Raw genomic sequence first — 16,192 nt, forward strand, 5'->3', positions numbered from 1 at the left:
GGTGTCGGAGATGTGTATGAGGCACGGGCTCCGCGCGGGCGCGCTGCGGCGGGCGAGCTTGACCGCGGCGATTCCCGGGCCGCGAGGGCTTCTCCGGGCCGGTCCGCGCCACCAGCCCGGAGAAGCCCCTCCGCGGCGGGGGCGGCAGCCCCCTCGGCTGCCGTCACCGCACCGGCCCTCGCGCCCCGTCACCCAGTGGCCTGCCAGGCTCGCGGCCGGTCAGAAGCCCTCCACGAAACGGCGCGGCGGCAGTCCCTGCACGCCCACGTCCGCTCGGTACAGCAGGCCGCCCTCGCCGTCCTGCCGGGCGCTCGTCACGTACAGTTCGTCCAGGTCCGGCCCGCCGAAGGCGCAGCTCGTCGGGCACGCCGCGGGCACGTCGACCGTCGTGAGGCGGTCGCCGGACACCGGGTCCAGCCGCCACACCTGCCCGGCTCCCCAGATCGCCACCCACACGCCTCCCGCCTCGTCCACGGTCAGCCCGTCCGGCAGCCCCACCCGGGGCGACACGCGCCGCAGCACCCGCCGTCCCGACACCTCGCCCGTCGCCGGGCGGTAGCGCCACGCCGCGATCTCCCCGGCCGCCGTGTCGACGTGGTAGAGCACCTGCCCGTCGGGTGACCAGTCCAGGCCGTTCGACATCCCCAGCCCCCGCACCGCCACCGCGACACTGCGCCCGGCGACGCAGAACAGCGCCCCGATCCGGCGGCCGTCGTGCGTGGCCGAGCCGGCCCAGCACCGCCCGCGCGGGTCGATCGCGGCGTCGTTCATGCGCGCGCCCGCCTCGAGCGGCAGCTCGAGGATCGGCGACGTCCGTCCCGAGCGCGGGTCGAGCCACGCCAGGCCGCGTTCGGTGACCGCCAGCAGGTCGTCGCCAGGGCCGAGTTCGACCGCGCTGACCCGGGTGTCCAGCCCGACCGTGATCCCCGACCCGGACGGCGTCACGTTGTGCAGCCGCCGGCCGGGGATGTCGACCCAGTACAGGACCCCCGCGGGGTCCCACAGCGGCGACTCGCCGAGTTCGCTGCCTGCGGTGCTCACGCATTCCGCCTGGCACAGCACCGGGCTGCGCTCGGAACCGATCATGAGACCTCGACTTCGCTGAGTTTCACTAGCCGAAGAGCATATCTCAATACACGGATTGCGCTAGCCCCGGAAGCCGGGCCACCGGCTCTGCGGACGGCGGCCTCGGCGAAGACGGCCTTGACCGCCGTCGTACTCGTAGGCGGCGAGGAGCGGTTCGATGGGCGGCGGGATGCGGGCGGCGTCGCGCACCAGCCCCGAGTCCCGCGGGGGCCTCAGCCGTGGTGCACCGCCTCCACGTTGTGGCCGTCGGGGTCGCGCAGGAACACCGCGTAGTAGCCCGGGTGGTACTCCGGCCACTCGCGCGGCTCGTGCAGCACCTCGACACCCGCCGCCACGTGCAGCTCGCGGGTCTCGCCGCCGCGGGCGAACTCAGCCGGAACTCGGGCTGCCCCTCCGGCCGGCTCCGCCTGGCGCACAATGGGGAGACCGACGAGAGGGGACACCGTGCCCGACGAAACCACGCCCGAGGGCGACTACACCGAATCCGGCGTGCCGAGCTTCGACTTCGTGCGCGACCGCATCGAGAACCGCCACGCCACGGCCCTCGGGTCGACGGAGCTGGCCGGGGAGACCCCGGAGGCGGCGGCGTTCGAGGAGAAGCTGGCCGACCGGGACCGCGCCGCGCGGGACAAGCTGGCGGAGATCCGCCGCGAGATGCGCGGCGAGTGAGTCAGGGCTTCTGCCACACCGAGACGTGCTTGCGGCTCTCCCCGGTGAACGGCTCGCGCGTCCAGTCCGCCCACCGCTCCCGCAGCCGCATCCCGGCCAGCTCGGCCATCAGGTCCAGCTCGGCGGGCCACACGTAGCGGAACGGGATCGACCGGAACGCGCCACGACCACCGGTGACCTCGACGTAGTTCGAGCTCATCGCCTGCGTGGCCACGTCGTACACGTCGTAGGCCCAGCTCGTCGCGCCGACGCGGAACGGCACGACGGTCTGGCCGGGCGGGAGCTGCCGCAGCGCGGGAACCCCGACCTCGACGACGAAGCAGCCGCCGGGTTCGAGGTGCGCGGCGGCGTTGCGGAAGCACGCGACCTGCTCCGCCTGGGTGGTCAGGTTCATGATCGTGTTGAACACCAGGTAGGCGACCGCGAACCTCCCCGGCGCGGTCGTCGTCGCGAAGTCGCCGATGGTCACGCCGATCGCGTCGCCGCCGGGTTTGGCGCGCAGCCGGGCCACCATGGCGCGGGACAGGTCGATGCCGTGCACCGGCACGCCGCGGGCCGCCAGCGGCAACGCGATCCGGCCGGTGCCGATGCCCAGTTCGAGGGCCGCGCCGTCGCCGGCCAGCCCAGCCAGGAAGGCAACGGTCGTGTCCACCACGGCGGGGTCGAACTCGGCCGCCTCCGACTCGTCGTAGGTCGCGGCGACCTCCTCGCCGAAGTAGTCCATGGCCGGACGGTAGCGCGCGGCACCGCGATGAGGCTCGGCATTTTCACAGCCGGACCGGGCCGTCAGCGCACCGTCATCCGCACGCCCTCGGCCAGCCGGTAGGGGCGCGTGTCCACCAGGGCGCCCAGCAGCCGCCGGAGGCGGGAGATCTCCGCGCGCACCGTGACGACGTGCTCGGCGTCCCCGTACAGCGCGCGGCTCAGCGCCTCCGCCGACAGGCCCGCGGGGCCGGCGCGGTGCAGCAGCACCAGGATTTCCGCGTGGCGGCGCGTCACCTTGCGCCGCCAGCCCGCGTCGCCGCCCTGCAGGGTCAGCAGCGGCGTGTGCGTCAGGTCCAGATCGAGCGTCACCCGGCGGTCGGGGCCGGCCGGGCGGATCAGCCAGCCCTCGGCCAGCCGCTCGGGCAGGCACGCGCCGAGCCCGGGCACCGCGATCGGCTCCCCCGCCGACGGCGCGGCGATGCGGTCGCCCACCGACACGCCCGCGCCGGCGGCGACCCAGCCGTGGTCGTCGACCAGCAGCGCGGGGCCGGTGGCCAGCAGCGGTTCGCCCACCTGGCGCAACCGGTCGAGCCGCCGCTGGTGCCAGCGCCAGATCTGCGCCTCGGCGAGCCGCCGCCCGGTGTCCACCAGCGCACCGATGGCCGGGTGCAGGGTGAGCGCGGGGCCGCTGACGTCGATCACGCCGAGCAGGTCCCCGGTGCGCGGGTCGTGCACCGGGGAGGCGGTGCAGTACCACGGGTGCTGGTTCTGCTCGAAGTGCTCGCCCGCGAGCAGTTCGACCGGGGCGGCCTCGGCCAGTGCGGTGCCGATCGCGTTGGTCCCGACGCGTTCCTCGGTCCACTCCGCGCCCTCGAAGAAGCCGAGGTCGTCGGCGCGGCGGCGCACGCCCGGGGTGCCCTCGCGCCACAGGATGACGCCGTCGGCGTCGGTGACGACCAGCAGCACGTGCGGCATCGCGCCGAGCACCTGCTTGAGGTCGCCGACCGCGTCGCGCAGGGGCGAGTTCTCCCGCCGCCGGGCCAGCTCGTCCTCGCTCAGCCAGTCGCGCGCGTTGAGGCCGTCGGCCTTCAGCCCGAGCCCGATCACCCGCTCCCAGGACCGGGACACGATGTCGCGCGGGCGCAGCGGCGGGCGGCCGCCGGCGATGACGGCGTCGTGCATGCGGATCAGGTCGCGGGCGTAGGCGGGCAGGCTGCGGCCGGGCGGGACTGCGCCGGGCACGCTCACGCTCCACCTCCGCACCACTGCGTCGACGATCGAGCATAGGTGCCGCTCACGCCCGCGCCAAGACGTGCAATTCGCTGCAACCGTTGCCGGTCACCCCTCCGGGCGGCTGTGATCGGTGTTACATCCCCAACGGCGAGGAGGAGTGGCGATGACACAGACGATCGACCGGGAGGCGCCGGCGCGGTCGCCCCAGGCGCGCGTCGACGCCTGGCTGGCGCGGTTCGAGGCCGCGCTCGCGGCCCGCGACGTCGAAGCGGCGGCCGGTCTGTTCGCGGTCGACAGCTTCTGGCGCGACCTGGTGGCGTTCACCTGGAACATCAAGACCGTCGAAGGCCGCGAAGGCGTCGCCGACCTGCTGTCCGCCTGCCTGGACGACGCCGATCCGTCCGGTTTCCGCACCACCGAGACCCCCACCGAGGCCGACGGCGTCACCGAGGCGTGGCTGGAGTTCGAGACCGCCACCGGCCGCGGCAAGGGTCACCTGCGGCTCACCGACGAGGGGGCCTGGACGTTCCTGACGAGCCTGCGCGAGCTGAAGGGCTTCGAGGAGCCGCAGCGCGAACGCCGGCCGAAGGGCGTGCGGCACGGCGTCGTCCGGGGCCGCCGGTCGTGGGCCGAGGAGCGTGAGCTGGAGAAGGCCGAACTCGGCTACGAGCGCCAGCCCTACGTCGTGGTGATCGGCGGCGGGCAGGGCGGCATCGCGCTCGGCGCGCGGCTGCGGCAGCTCGGGGTGCCGGCGCTGGTGCTGGACCGGCACGAGCGGCCCGGCGACCAGTGGCGCAAGCGGTACCAGAGCCTGTGCCTGCACGACCCGGTCTGGTACGACCACCTGCCCTACCTGCCGTTCCCGGAGAACTGGCCGGTGTTCGCGCCGAAGGACAAGATCGCGGACTGGCTGGAGATGTACACCCGGGTGATGGACGTGCCGTACTGGACGCGGTCGGAGGTGAAGTCGGCCTCCTACGACGAGGACACCGCACAGTGGACGGTCACCGTCGACCGGGCGGGTGAAACCGTGGTGCTGACGCCGAAACAGCTCGTGTTCGCCACCGGTATGTCGGGCAAGCCGAACATCCCGTCGTTCCCCGGGATGGATGTCTTCGAGGGCGAGCAGCACCACTCTTCGCAACACCCGGGGCCGGACGCCTACGCGGGCAAGAAGGCCGTGGTGATCGGGTCGAACAACTCGGCGCACGACATCTGCGCGGCGCTGTGGGAGCACGGCGCGGACGTGACGATGGTGCAGCGGTCCTCGACGCACGTGGTGAAGTCGGACTCGCTGATGGAGATCGGCCTCGGCGACCTGTACTCCGAGCGCGCGGTGGCGAACGGGATCACCACCGACAAGGCCGACATGGTGTTCGCGTCGCTGCCCTACCGGATCATGCACCAGTTCCAGATCCCGGTGTACGAGCAGATCAAGCAGCGCGACGCGGACTTCTACGAGCGCCTGGAGAAGGCCGGTTTCCTGCACGACTGGGGCGACGACGGGTCCGGCCTGTTCATGAAGTACCTGCGGCGCGGGTCCGGCTACTACATCGACGTCGGCGCGTCCGAGCTGGTCGCCGGCGGTGACATCAAGCTGGTGCGCGGGCAGGTCGACCACCTGGCGCGGGACGCCGTGGTGCTGTCCGACGGGACGGAGCTGAAGGCCGACCTGGTGGTGTACGCGACCGGGTACGGGTCGATGAACGGGTGGGTCGCCGACATCGCCGGGCAGGAGATGGCCGACCGCGTCGGCAAGTGCTGGGGCCTGGGCTCGGGGACGACGAAGGACCCGGGGCCGTGGGAGGGCGAGCAGCGGAACATGTGGAAGCCCACGCAGCAACCCGGGTTGTGGTTCCACGGCGGGAACCTGCACCAGTCGCGGCACTACTCGCTGTACCTGGCGCTGCAGCTGAAGGCGAGGTACGAGGGGATTCCGACACCGGTGTACGGGCTGCAGGAGGTGCACCACCTGTCGTGAGGCTTCCGGGTCCCGGCCGCCGACGGGGCGGCCGGGACCCGGGTTCCACCAACGGCGAGCGCCGCGCCGCCGGCAGAGGCCCGCCACGCGCGAGCCCGGCCCCGGCCGGATCGCGTCACCGAGGCTCCCGGCCGTCGACGGGGTGGCCAGGACCCGGGTTCCACCTACCGCGAGGGCCACGCCACCGGAAGACCGGCGCCGCGATCGACATGCCGGCGCGGCGGAGGCCCGCCACGCCCGAGCCGCCTCCGGCCGAATCCCATCACGAGGCTTCCGGGTCCCGGCCGCCGACGGGGCGGCCGGGACCCGGGTTCCACCTACCGCGTGCGGAAGAACCGGCACGGAGCCGGCGCCACGATCGGCACGCCCGCGCCGAGGGAGCCCGCCACGCGCGAGCCCGGCCCCGGCCGGATCGCGTCACCGCGGCTTCCCGGTCCCGGCCGGATGGCGCGACGGAGGCTTCCGGGTCCCGGCCGCCGACGGGGCGGCCGGGACCCGGGTTCCAGCTGAGGCGAACCGCCGCGGCGCCGGGGCGGGGCGGCTTCCGGGTCCCGGTCGCCCGGGGGGCGCGGCCGGGACCCGGGTTCCACCTACGCGAACGCGTTCACCCCGGTCAGCTCCGCCGACAGCGTCCACAGCCGGTCCGCCTGCTGCGGGTCCACCGCGTAGTCGCGGACGCCCAGGAACATCGCCGGGCGGCCCGGGCCCGACGGGAGCGGGTCACCGGAGGCGGGCTCGGCGATGTCGCAGTCCTCGCAGTACACGCCGCCCATTCCGGCCAGCCCCGGCGACGTCGCGGCCCACACCTGCGTCGCCGCGCCTTGTTCCGGGGTCTTGAACCAGTCGGCGATCGGCTCGCCGTTCTCGTCGACCCAGCCGTTCGCGATCTGCTCCTCCAGCGGGATGTGCCGCTGCAACGGCGTCAGGATGCTGCCCGGGTGCACCGAGAACGCCCGCACCGCGGACGGCTCCCCCAGCTTGTCCAGCTGCACCGCGAACAACGCGTTCGCCGTCTTGGCCTGCCCGTACGCCTGCCACTTGTCGTAGCCCCGCTCGAACCACAGGTCGTCCCAGCGGATGGCGGAGAAGTGGTGGCCGCGCGAGGAAACGGACACGACCCGGGCGCCCGGCGCGATCGCCGGCCAGAGGCGGTTCACCAGCGCGAAGTGGCCCAGGTGGTTGGTCGCGAACTGGGCCTCCCAGCCGGGCCCGACCCGCGTCTCCGGGCAGGCCATGATCGCGGCGCTGCCGATCACGATGTCGATGCGACGCCCGGACGCCAGGAACCGCTCGGCGAAGGCCCGAACGCTCGCCAGGTCGCCCAGATCCAGCTCGTCCACCTCGGCCAGGTCGCGCAGCGCCGCCTTGGCCGCGTCCGGCCGCCGGGCCGGGACGACGACGTGCGCGCCGGCCGCGGCCAGTGCCCGGGTGGTCTCCAGGCCGAGGCCGGAGTAGCCACCGGTGACGATCGCGAGCTTGCCGGACAGGTCGATGCCGCGCAGGACCTCGGCGGCGGTGGTCGACGCGCCGAAACCGGATCCGATCTTGTGCTGTGCGGTGGTCATGGCGCCGAAGCTAGGTGCTGGACCGCGCTCCAGGTCAAACCTTCTTCGGGGACTTGACTGAATCTACAGCGCGAGCTACATATATTGGTGTCAGCGGTGTGGACGCAGGACCTCCCCCGGGAGTGATTCGCGATGCCGGACGTGCTGGAGCAGCTCGGGTTCGCCGACCTGGTGTGCGACGACCCGGACTGGCTGCGGGACGAGTTCGCCGCGATCATCGACGCCAACTTCGGCGAAGCGGAGCGTCCACGACCACGGCCGCCGGCGATCCCACTCCCCGAGCCCGCCGGGCGGCCACGCGGCCCCGAGCGGGTGTCCCAGCCGTGGCGGCGTCAGCGCTCGCCTCCGCGCTCGTGAACGAACCCGTGGCCCACGACGAAAGGAGGACAGGCGCGAACGATCGTTTCCCGAAACATCCGCGATCTCTTCCTGAGCCCCGCCGCGTCCGCCGCGGCGGGGCAGTCACGTGCTCAGCCGAGGACGAGCGGCACCAGCAGCACGGCGACGTAGTAGGCCATGAACTGCACGCCGGAGGTCATGCCGAGCATGCGGTTCGCCAGGCCGCCGACCGCGCCGACGGTCAGGCTCACCGCGAGCGCGAGCGGCCCGCCCTCGTACCAGGCCACCACCGCGATCAGCGCCACGAACGCGCCGATCAGCGCCTCGTGGCTGATCCGCCGCGCGACCCAGCCGCTGGCGGCCCGCGCGTAGCGCATCGCGAACGGGTACACGACCAGCCCGGCGATCGCCACCCCGATCAGGCTGAACACCAGGAACTGCCAGGAGCTGAGCAGGGTGTGCAGGTTGTGCACGCCCCCGTCCGCGCCCTTGACCGTGTAGACCGGCGGCGCGTTGAACAGCGCCGCCGCGGGACCGGCGGCGACCGGGCTCAGCGGCAACCCGAACGCGACGAGCGGGATGAGCGTCTCGGCCAGGTAGGTCGACTCCGTGGTGCCGTTCTTGACCGCCATCAACGTGGTGAGCCTGCGGTAGGGGTGCTTGATCCGGGACCCGGTGATCTCCCCCGCGAGCACGGTCGCGGCGACCGGGCTGAGCATGAACGTCGTGGAGGTGACCCCGGCCGCGGCGGCGGTCGCGGCCGCCTGCCTGCCGTCGAGGATCCGCAGCGGGTTGGGGATCCAGCGCCGTCCCGTGCCGCTGTCCGGGGCGAGCCAGAACGGGCGCGGCCCGGTGCGTTCCAGGGTGCGCCGCCCGCTGCGGGAGGATGCGATGAGCAGATCCACCACGAGCGGCCCGATCGCGATGCCGAGGAAGAAGCTGATCGACAGGCTCTTGTCCAGCTGGTCGGTGGCGACCGTGTTGAGCCCGGTCACCAGCAGCGCGAACGGCACGATCGCGGCGATGCTGGCCCAGCGGCCCGGCGAGAAGTAGCCGACGAAGATCGCGGCGGCGCCGAACACGAACAGCGCCACCGTCTTGATCGGCCCGGCCAGCGGGGCGAGCAGGGACGCGACCCCGACCGCGACCGGGACCGCGAGGAACGCGGCGACCAGCCCGCCGGCCAGTGCCTTGCGCAGCGCGATGTGCGGGGCGCCGAGGCGGCGCAGCGCGGTCGCGTCGTCGAGCAGCGGCACCGCGGTGGTGTCGCCCGGGATGCCCAGCAGCGTGGTGGGGATCGCGTGGGTCATGTGCTTGCTGACGGCTCCGGCGATGAAGAACGTCAGCACCCCGGCCGGCGGCACGCCCAGCAGCACGACGAGCAGCGTGACCGGGGCGAGGGTGGAGGTCTCGTCGGTGCCGGAGACCAGGCCGATCGCCGCGAACACGACCGCGCCGAGCAGGCCCATGCCCAGGGCCCACAGCAGGTCCGGGGTCATGCCCGCACCTCCGGCGCGGTTTCGCGGACCAGGCCCAGCTCGGCCATCTCGGCCCGCACGCGCGGCGGCAGCTCGGCGAACGTCTCGGCGGTGCCGCCCAGGCGCTCCAGTTCCGCCAGCGCGGCCTCCCGGTCCGCGGCCTGTTCGGCGCCGAACGTCCGCTTCGGACGGAACAGGCGGGCGCAGACGGCGGCGGCGAGCACGCACGCGGCCAGCCCGGCCAGCAGCGCGTAGCCACCGGCCAGCGAAGGCGTGTCGACCACGGCCCCGAACAACGCTTTCGCGCCGAGGAAGGCCGGCAGGCCGGCGGCCACGCAGATCACGATGGACGCGGCCAGGTGCCGCAGGTCGACGGCGTCGTTCCAGACGACGACGTAGGGCGGCTCTTCGTTGAGTGCCATGGCTTTTCTCCGTAGGGGTCAGGCGCCGGTGAGCGCGCGCAGGGCGCGGGAGGGGCTGGGCCGTCCCAGGTGCCCGGCCAGCCACACGCTGGTTTCGGCGAGTTTGGTCAGGTCGACACCGGTGTGGATGCCGAGCCCGTCGAGCTGCCACAGCAGGTCCTCGGTGGCGAGATTGCCGGTGGCACTCTGGGCGAACGGGCAGCCGCCCAGCCCGCCCGCCGAGGCGTCCACGGTGGTGACGCCGCGCTGCAGGGCGGCGAGGGTGTTCGCCAGGGCCTGGCCGTAGGTGTCGTGGAAGTGCACCGCGAGCCGTCCGATCGGGACGCCCGCGGCGACGAGCCCGTCGAGCAGCGCGACGACGCGGCCGGGGGTGGCGACGCCGATCGTGTCGCCGAGGCTCAGTTCGGTGCAGCCCAGGGCGAACAGCCGGGTGGCGACCGCGATCACCCGGGGCAGCGGGACCTCGCCCTCCTCCGGGTCGCCCCAGCACATCGACAGGTAGCCGCGCACGCCGAGCCCCGCCTCCCGGGCGCGGGCGACCACCGGCGCGAACATCTCCAGCGACTCGCCGACGGACCGGCCGAGGTTGGCCCTGGCGAAGCTCTCGGTGGCCGAGGCGAACACGGCGATGTCGGTGACGCCGAGGTCCAGTGCCCGCGCCAGGCCGCGCTGGTTGGGCACCAGCACCGGGTAGCGCACGCCGGGACACCGGTCGAGGCGGCGCAGGACCTCCTCGGCGTCGGCCAGCTGCGGCACCCGGTCCGGGTGGACCAGGCTCGTCGTCTCGATCACGGTGTGCCCGGCGTCGGCCAGCCGTTCCACCAGCTCGGCCTTCACCGCGGACGGCACGAGCACGGATTCGTTCTGCAGCCCGTCGCGCGGGCCCACCTCCCAGATCGTCACCGCGGACGGCAGACCGGGCAGCTGATCGACGGTCATGATCAGCTCTTCGCCCGCAGCTCGGCGAGGACCTTCCCGGCGTGGTCGGCGCGGACCTTCCGGTCGGCGACCAGCCGCGCGACCACCGCCGGGACCTCCGCGGCGGTCGCGCCCACGGTGGTGGCGATGTTGCGGGCGTGCAGCGACATGTGCCCGCGCTGGATGCCCTCGGTGGCCAGTGCCCGCACCGCGGCGAAGTTCTGCGCGAGCCCGACCGCGGTGACGATCTCCGCCAGTTCGGTCGCGGTCCGCACGCCGAGCAGGGCGACCGCGGCCTGCGCCACCGGGTGCACGCGCGTGGCGCCGCCGACCAGCCCGACCGGCATCGGCAGTTCCAACGTGCCGGCCACGTTGCCGTCGGCGTCCTTTTCGAAGCGGGACAACGACGTGTACCGCCCCGACTCGGAGACGGCGTGCGAGTGGGCGCCGGCCTCGACCGCGCGGGTGTCGTTGCCGGTGGCGAGCACGACCGCGCTGATGCCGTTCATGATGCCCTTGTTGTGCGTCGCCGCGCGGTAGGGATCGGCCTCGGCGAGCGCGGCGGCGTGCACGATGTCGTCCACCACCGCGGGCCCGCCGAGCGATTCGGCGTCGAACACCGCGCGGGCCCGGGACAGGCGCAGATCGGCCTTGTTGGTCAGGATCCGCAGCAGCGCCCGGCCACCGGCGATCTCCCCGGCGCGCGCGGCGACCGCTTCGGCCATCGTGTTCACCGCGTTGGCGCCCATCGCGTCGCGCACGTCGACCTGCAGATGCGCGACCACGTAGGTGCCGGCGCGGGAAGGCACCAGCCGCACCGCGATGTCCCGCACGCCACCACCGAACTCGACGAGCTTCTCGTCCTGCGCGTTGGCCAGGCCGATCAGCTCGTCGCGGGCCTCCAGCAGCCGGACGCGGCCCGCCTCCGGATCGCGCACGCCGACGATCTGCACCTGCGCCTGCATGATCGGCGCCGTCGAGGACGTGTGGAACCCGCCGCGGACGCGGGCGATCTTGGCGGCGTTGCTCGCGGCGGCGACCACCGAGGCCTCCTCGGTGGCCATCGGGACCAGCACCTCCCGGCCGTTGACCACGAAGTTGGTGGCCACCCCCAGCGGTACGCCGAGGATGCCGACGACGTTTTCGATCATGTGGTCGGCCGCGACGGCGTCGAGCCCGTGCCCGGGGTCGAACGCCGCGAGCGACGCCGGGTCGAGCCCGGCCGCCTCGGCGGCGGCCTTGCGCCGGGCCTCGACGGGCAGATCCCGGAGTCCCTGGATACGACTGGTGCGCGCCATAGCGCCCCTTCCACTTCCGTGTGGCTGCGTGACGACCCAGGACGCTAGCTCCGCACCCGGGCAGCGGGAATGGACCGAACGTCCACTCCGTACGGCCCGGCTATGGACGTTCGGCAAGGCGGGCGAGCCGGACGGCGACGGTGAGCCGGAACAGCCGGTCGGGCTCCTGCCAGCCCTCCCCCAGCAGCTCGGCGGCGCGGTCCAGCCGCTGCAGCACGGTGTTCTTGTGCACGTGCAGCGCGCGGGCGGTGGCGACCGGGCTCATCCGGTGGTCCAGGTAGGCGGCGAGCGTGGGCAGCAGGGTGCCGGAGTGCTCGGCGTCCCAGTCCAGGACCGGCCCGAGGACCCGGCGCACGAACGCCGACACCCGGGCCTCGCCCGGGCCGAACAGCGCCGTGTAGGGCAGGTACTCGTCGGTGGTGACCGCCGCGCCGGCCACGCCCAGCGCGGGCAGGATGCGCACGCACGCGGTGGCCTGCTCCACGGGTTCCCGCAGGTCGTCCCCGGCGGCGGCGCCCACGGCCAGCACCGGGGCGGCCAGTGATCGCGCGACGGCGGTGTGCACGGTCCGCGCCGCGGCGGCCGGGTCCTCCACCGGGGTCAGGACGACGATGTGGTCCGCGTGCTCGCCGACCAGGTCGCCGGTCCGGCGCAGGGCGCGGGCCGCCTGGTGGCGCAGGTCGGCGGGGACGGCGACGACCACGACCGAGCGCGGGCCGTCCAGCCGGATCCCGCGCGCGCGGGCGCGGGCGGCGGCACCGGCACGCCGGTCCGCGTCGGCGGAGAGCAGGTCGGCGAGCAGATCCCCGCGCACCCGCTGCTCGGCCTCGATCAGGGCGTCCTGCTTGAGGCGCAACAGCGCGGTGATCTGCGCGGCGCGCTCCGCGGTGCGGAACTCCACGGGCCCGAACTCGACGGTTCCCTGCTCCAGCAGCAGCGCGCCGAGCAGCGTCGGCCCCGCCACGACGGCGACCGCGAAGGCACCTTCGCCCGCCGGCACGCACCGCCCGCTGCGCCGGCTCCGCTCGACGGCCTCCCGCACGCCGCCGTCGAGGTGATCGGTGTCCAGCAACGCGACGCGGCAGCGCAGGGCCCGGCCGAGCGCGCCGGCGACCTCGGTGGCGTCGCCGCCCTGGAGGACGAGCGTGGTGAGGTCGCTGTGCACCTCGCTCGCGCGTTCCATCGCCTCCACGTGCCGGGCCAGCTCGCCGTAGGCGCGGCGGGTTTCGTCGGCGGCGGTGTTCGCGCGGGCCAGCAGCCGGGCGGTCTGCAGCACGACGGCCGCGTGGTCGGCGAACGCCGACAGCAGCGAGATCTCCTCCGGGGAGAACGCGTGCTCGACGCGGTTGGCGGCGAACAGCACCCCGATGACCTCGTCCCCGGCCAGCAGCGGCACGCCGAGCAGCGAGACGAGCCCCTCCGCGGCGACGGTCTCGTCGATCCGGTCGTCGTGCGGCGCCTGGGTCATCGCGTCGTACCGGGCGGTCCAGCACGGGCGGCGGCTCTCGACCACCTGGCTCGCCAGGCCCATCCCGGGCGGCACGCGCAGCCCCGGGAACGACGGCGCGACCGTGCCCAGCGTCGTGCGCACCCGCAGCTCCCGGCTGCCGACGTCGAACTCCGACAGGTAGGTGACGTCCGTGCCGACGAGGTCGTGCGCCCGCTCCACCAGCCGGGCCAGCAGCTCGTCGACGTCCCGCAGCTCGGCCAGCTCCCGCGCGGAGGAGAACAGGGCGGCGAGCTCCTGCCCACGGCGCCGGAGGCGGTCCGAGGTGGCCCGCAGGCGCCGGATGCCGGAGGTGATCCGCTCGGCGTCGGCGGTGCCGAGACCGGCCAGCAGCGGAGCGACGTCGGTGTCCTGCTCGGCGGCCTCGAGCAGGCCGACGACGGCGGCGACGGGCAGGGTCATGCATCACCTCGTGGACCGGACGACCACCCCGAGCCGGGCCGGGGTGGTCTCACGGTACCGGCGAGGTCAGGGCGTGGTGTGCCAGCGGTGCTCCGGGAGGAACTTCACGTCGTAGCGCTGCGGCACCGTGCCGAACTTGTGCGGCTCCGGTACGGCGGGCACCTTCGGCAGCCCCAGCTCCTCGGCCGGGACGCCGAGGTTTTCGAAGAACCGCTCGAACGTCCCGCCCGGACCGGCGGCCACGCCGACGACCATGCTGTGGTGCCGTTCCATCCGGTAGGCGTGCGGGCAGTTCTTCGGCACGAACCCGAAGTCGCCGGGGGTGAGGAGCTTTTCCTGCTGGTTGCCCGCGGTGTCCTCGACGAACAGCCGCACCGCGCCGGCCGTCACGTAGAACACCTCGTAGGTGTCGGGGTGCAGGTGGGCCGGGATGAGGTCGCCCTTCGGGCCCTCGCAGGTGAAGAAGTTGAACGTGCCCTCGGTCTGCTCGCCACCCGCGTAGATGGTGAACAGGTCGCCGAAGAGGTGGGCGCGGTCGCCCTCGCCCTTTTCGATGAAGTACGGCTTGCCCGGCTCGGCGGGGATGCGCGACGCGCGGCGGTAGGGGGTGGCGAACTCTGCCGTCATGATGTCTCCCGGTCGGTGTTTCTGTCAGGCAGCCTGACAGATATCCTGTTGTCGTGCAAGCAGAACCCACACTCGCTCAGTCGCTCGGCGAGGCTCGGCGGTGGTTCGACGAGGCGCTGATCGCCGGCCTGGCACGGGCGGGCGCGGCGCCGGTGTCGGGCACCCAGGTCGCGCTGTTCGCGGTGCTCGACCCCGGCGGGACGACGGTGTCCGAGCTGGCCCGGCGCATGGGCGTGACCCGGCAGACGGCGCACCAGGCCGTCGGTGCGCTGACCCGGCTCGGTCTGCTCGAACAGGTGCCGGATCCCTCTTCCGGGCGGCAGCGGCTGGTGCGGCGCACCGCGGAGGGCGAGCGGACGCACCGGACCGCGCTCGGCATCCTGCGCCGGGCGGAGACCGCGCTGGCGCGCCGGATCGGGCGCGAGCCGGTGCGGGCCCTGCGCGCGGCGCTGCACGCCGACTGGGGCCGCCCGCCCTCCTGACGGGGTCACTTCGCCAGCTCCTCCAGCGGCCGCTGCTTGGTCTCGATGCCGAAGCGGAGCATGACCAGCAGCCCGATCAGCAGCACGGCGGCGGTCAGCGCGAAGCTCCACACCACCCCGGCCGCGGCGCCGAGCAGCAGCCCGATGGTGATGGGCGCGATCACCGACGCGAGGTTGCGCATCGTGCTGCCGACCATCGTCGCCCAGGCGCGCATCCGCGTCGGGTACAGCTCGGCGGTGTAGAGGTAGGCCAGCGGCGCGTTGATGTTCACGCCGAACAGCACCAGCGCCCCGCACACGAACAGCGCCACCCAGCCGGTCGCGCCGTGCAGCACGCCGCCGATGCTGCCTGCCAGGGCCAGCCCGTACCCGGCGGCGAACCAGAACCGGCGGCCCAGCTTGTCCAAAGAGGACGCGCTGACGTAGAGGGCGACGAGGTTGCCGACCACGATCCCGCCGGTGAGCAGGGACGCGACGGCCGGGGTGAGGTGGCCGACCCGGACCAGCAGCGTCGGCATCCAGGAGGTGAACCCGCCCAGCGGCAGGAACGTGGTGAACCAGATGCACCAGAGGGCGAGCGTGCGGCCGCGGTAGTCGCGGGAGAACAGCTCGCCGAACCGGGTGGGCGGTTCGGGGCGCAGGTCGGCGGGTTTGTGCGGTTCTTCGAGGATGCGGCCGCCGCGGCGGGCGCTGGCCTCCATCGCCTCGACGATCTCGGTGGCGGCTTCGAGGTCGCCGCGGTGGATGAGGTGGCGCGGCGACTCGGGCAGGCGGAAGTGGGCCCACACCGCGGTGAGCACCGGGACGCCGGAGATCACGAACAGCCAGCGCCAGGCGTCCTCGGGCGGGAACACGGACAGGAACAGCGCGCCGACGAGCGTGGCGCCGAGGATGCCCCACACAAACAGGCTTTCGTAGACGAGCACGATCCGGCCGCGGGCGCGGGCGCGGACGAACTCGTTGAAGATCGTCGCGGCGACGGGCACCTCGGCGCCCAGGCCGATGCCCTGGATGAGGCGGAAGGCCATGAGGCTTTCGACGTTCCAGGCGATCGCCGAGGCCAGCGCGAGGAGGCCGAACAACGCGGAGGCGGCGACGAAGGCGGCCTTGCGGCCGTAGCGTTCGCTGATGACGCCGAAGAGGATGGCGCCGGCGATCTGCCCGACGTAGCCGACGGCGATGAGCGTCCCGGCGACCGACAGCGGCGCGCCGAGCGTGGTGAGGACCGCGGTGAGCGCGACGGACAGGATGAGCGCGTCGAAGGAGTCGAAGAACGTCCCGACGCCCAGTATCGAGGCCACCCGCAGGTGGTAGCGGGTCAGCGGAATCCGCTCGACGCGGGCGAGAAGGGCCGCGGCGGCGGTGGCGCGCGCGGCGGTGGGTTCGATGCTCAAGGTGCCTCCACACTGAGACGGGGAGCGGGAGCGGACAGGAGGGGACGGATGGGGCGGGAATCCGGGGCGGTGGACGAGCATCGAAC

General features: G+C 73.6%; 16 protein-coding genes. 4 read left to right on the plus strand and 12 right to left on the minus strand.

The genetic code is table 11. The features are described from left to right. Positions 1-219: 219 nt before the first annotated feature. Together D0D15_RS32470 and D0D15_RS37400 are read right to left on the minus strand one after the other, a co-directional pair. Positions 220-1,086 carry an SMP-30/gluconolactonase/LRE family protein gene (locus D0D15_RS32470; RefSeq protein ID WP_094008535.1) on the minus strand — a complete coding sequence of 289 codons (867 nt, stop codon included), beginning with the start codon at positions 1,084-1,086 and terminating at the stop codon, positions 220-222. A 212-nt stretch (positions 1,087-1,298) separates the two neighbouring features. Next, positions 1,299-1,529, minus strand: coding sequence for a VOC family protein (locus tag D0D15_RS37400; protein WP_233157508.1), 231 nt, complete (start codon positions 1,527-1,529; stop codon positions 1,299-1,301). Position 1,530: 1 nt separating this feature from the next. On the opposite strand from D0D15_RS37400, the gene D0D15_RS32480 reads away from it, so the two are divergent. Then, on the plus strand, positions 1,531-1,755 hold the full coding sequence (locus D0D15_RS32480; RefSeq protein WP_094008534.1) for a hypothetical protein: 225 nt from the start codon (positions 1,531-1,533) through the stop codon (positions 1,753-1,755). A 1-nt stretch (position 1,756) separates the two neighbouring features. Here D0D15_RS32480 and D0D15_RS32485 read toward each other — a convergent pair whose 3' ends face one another. Then, the gene (locus D0D15_RS32485) at positions 1,757-2,479 is read right to left on the minus strand and encodes a class I SAM-dependent DNA methyltransferase (protein ID WP_094008533.1); all 723 of its coding nucleotides are present in this window, start codon (positions 2,477-2,479) and stop codon (positions 1,757-1,759) included. Positions 2,480-2,541: 62 nt separating this feature from the next. Further along, on the minus strand, positions 2,542-3,708 hold the full coding sequence (locus D0D15_RS32490) for a helix-turn-helix domain-containing protein (protein WP_094008532.1): 1,167 nt from the start codon (positions 3,706-3,708) through the stop codon (positions 2,542-2,544). Positions 3,709-3,856: 148 nt separating this feature from the next. Between D0D15_RS32490 and D0D15_RS32495 the strand changes: the two genes are divergently transcribed. Next, a complete protein-coding gene (locus tag D0D15_RS32495) occupies positions 3,857-5,674 on the plus strand; it encodes an NAD(P)/FAD-dependent oxidoreductase (RefSeq protein WP_094008531.1) in 1,818 nt (605 codons plus the stop codon). Between the two features lie 590 nt (positions 5,675-6,264). Here D0D15_RS32495 and D0D15_RS32500 read toward each other — a convergent pair. Further along, positions 6,265-7,239: an SDR family NAD(P)-dependent oxidoreductase gene (locus D0D15_RS32500; RefSeq protein WP_094008530.1), complete on the minus strand. Its 975-nt coding sequence runs from the start codon at positions 7,237-7,239 to the stop codon at positions 6,265-6,267. A gap of 132 nt (positions 7,240-7,371) precedes the next feature. Between D0D15_RS32500 and D0D15_RS32505 the strand changes: the two genes are divergently transcribed. Further along, a complete protein-coding gene (locus tag D0D15_RS32505; RefSeq protein WP_094008529.1) occupies positions 7,372-7,596 on the plus strand; it encodes a hypothetical protein in 225 nt (74 codons plus the stop codon). Positions 7,597-7,709: 113 nt separating this feature from the next. Here the strand turns inward: D0D15_RS32505 and D0D15_RS32510 are convergent, their stop codons facing one another. The 6 genes from D0D15_RS32510 to D0D15_RS32535 all read right to left on the minus strand — a co-directional run bounded on the left by D0D15_RS32510 (position 7,710) and on the right by D0D15_RS32535 (position 14,230). Then, positions 7,710-9,077: a tripartite tricarboxylate transporter permease gene (locus D0D15_RS32510; RefSeq protein WP_094008528.1), complete on the minus strand. Its 1,368-nt coding sequence runs from the start codon at positions 9,075-9,077 to the stop codon at positions 7,710-7,712. Next, positions 9,074-9,478, minus strand: coding sequence for a hypothetical protein (locus D0D15_RS32515; protein ID WP_094008527.1), 405 nt, complete (start codon positions 9,476-9,478; stop codon positions 9,074-9,076). Before D0D15_RS32515 ends, D0D15_RS32510 begins: the two co-directional genes overlap by 4 nt. Positions 9,479-9,496: 18 nt before the next feature. Beyond that, complete coding sequence (locus D0D15_RS32520) at positions 9,497-10,417, minus strand: hydroxymethylglutaryl-CoA lyase (protein WP_094008526.1); 921 nt, start codon at positions 10,415-10,417, stop codon at positions 9,497-9,499. Between the two features lie 2 nt (positions 10,418-10,419). Beyond that, positions 10,420-11,811: a hydroxymethylglutaryl-CoA reductase, degradative gene (locus D0D15_RS32525; protein ID WP_255407962.1), complete on the minus strand. Its 1,392-nt coding sequence runs from the start codon at positions 11,809-11,811 to the stop codon at positions 10,420-10,422. Further along, positions 11,795-13,603 (minus strand): helix-turn-helix domain-containing protein, encoded by a 1,809-nt coding sequence (locus D0D15_RS32530; protein WP_094008524.1) that lies wholly within the window; start codon positions 13,601-13,603, stop codon positions 11,795-11,797. Before D0D15_RS32530 ends, D0D15_RS32525 begins: the two co-directional genes overlap by 17 nt. A 66-nt stretch (positions 13,604-13,669) precedes the next feature. Continuing rightward, positions 13,670-14,230, minus strand: coding sequence for a quercetin 2,3-dioxygenase (locus tag D0D15_RS32535; RefSeq protein WP_094008523.1), 561 nt, complete (start codon positions 14,228-14,230; stop codon positions 13,670-13,672). Between the two features lie 53 nt (positions 14,231-14,283). On the opposite strand from D0D15_RS32535, the gene D0D15_RS32540 reads away from it, so the two are divergent. Further along, complete coding sequence (locus tag D0D15_RS32540; protein WP_094008522.1) at positions 14,284-14,712, plus strand: MarR family winged helix-turn-helix transcriptional regulator; 429 nt, start codon at positions 14,284-14,286, stop codon at positions 14,710-14,712. A 5-nt stretch (positions 14,713-14,717) separates the two neighbouring features. Here D0D15_RS32540 and D0D15_RS32545 read toward each other — a convergent pair whose 3' ends face one another. Beyond that, positions 14,718-16,106 (minus strand): MFS transporter, encoded by a 1,389-nt coding sequence (locus D0D15_RS32545; RefSeq protein WP_162830709.1) that lies wholly within the window; start codon positions 16,104-16,106, stop codon positions 14,718-14,720. Positions 16,107-16,192: the final 86 nt, after the last annotated feature.

The sequence above is a fragment of the Amycolatopsis thermalba genome (assembly GCF_003385215.1).
In the GTDB taxonomy this organism is placed as follows: Bacteria; Actinomycetota; Actinomycetes; order Mycobacteriales; family Pseudonocardiaceae; genus Amycolatopsis_E; species Amycolatopsis_E thermalba.

What these genes read in the sequence shown, in the direction of transcription:
- D0D15_RS32505 (WP_094008529.1), top strand. Translation starts at nt 7,372, where the DNA reads ATGCCGGACGTGCTGGAGCAGCTCGGGTTCGCCGACCTGGTGTGCGAC.
- D0D15_RS32495 (WP_094008531.1), top strand. Translation starts at nt 3,857, where the DNA reads ATGACACAGACGATCGACCGGGAGGCGCCGGCGCGGTCGCCCCAGGCG.
- D0D15_RS32470 (WP_094008535.1), bottom strand. Translation starts at nt 1,086, where the DNA reads ATGATCGGTTCCGAGCGCAGCCCGGTGCTGTGCCAGGCGGAATGCGTG.
- D0D15_RS32520 (WP_094008526.1), bottom strand. Translation starts at nt 10,417, where the DNA reads ATGACCGTCGATCAGCTGCCCGGTCTGCCGTCCGCGGTGACGATCTGG.
- D0D15_RS32530 (WP_094008524.1), bottom strand. Translation starts at nt 13,603, where the DNA reads ATGACCCTGCCCGTCGCCGCCGTCGTCGGCCTGCTCGAGGCCGCCGAG.
- D0D15_RS32515 (WP_094008527.1), bottom strand. Translation starts at nt 9,478, where the DNA reads ATGGCACTCAACGAAGAGCCGCCCTACGTCGTCGTCTGGAACGACGCC.
- D0D15_RS32535 (WP_094008523.1), bottom strand. Translation starts at nt 14,230, where the DNA reads ATGACGGCAGAGTTCGCCACCCCCTACCGCCGCGCGTCGCGCATCCCC.
- D0D15_RS32485 (WP_094008533.1), bottom strand. Translation starts at nt 2,479, where the DNA reads ATGGACTACTTCGGCGAGGAGGTCGCCGCGACCTACGACGAGTCGGAG.
- D0D15_RS32500 (WP_094008530.1), bottom strand. Translation starts at nt 7,239, where the DNA reads ATGACCACCGCACAGCACAAGATCGGATCCGGTTTCGGCGCGTCGACC.
- D0D15_RS32510 (WP_094008528.1), bottom strand. Translation starts at nt 9,077, where the DNA reads ATGACCCCGGACCTGCTGTGGGCCCTGGGCATGGGCCTGCTCGGCGCG.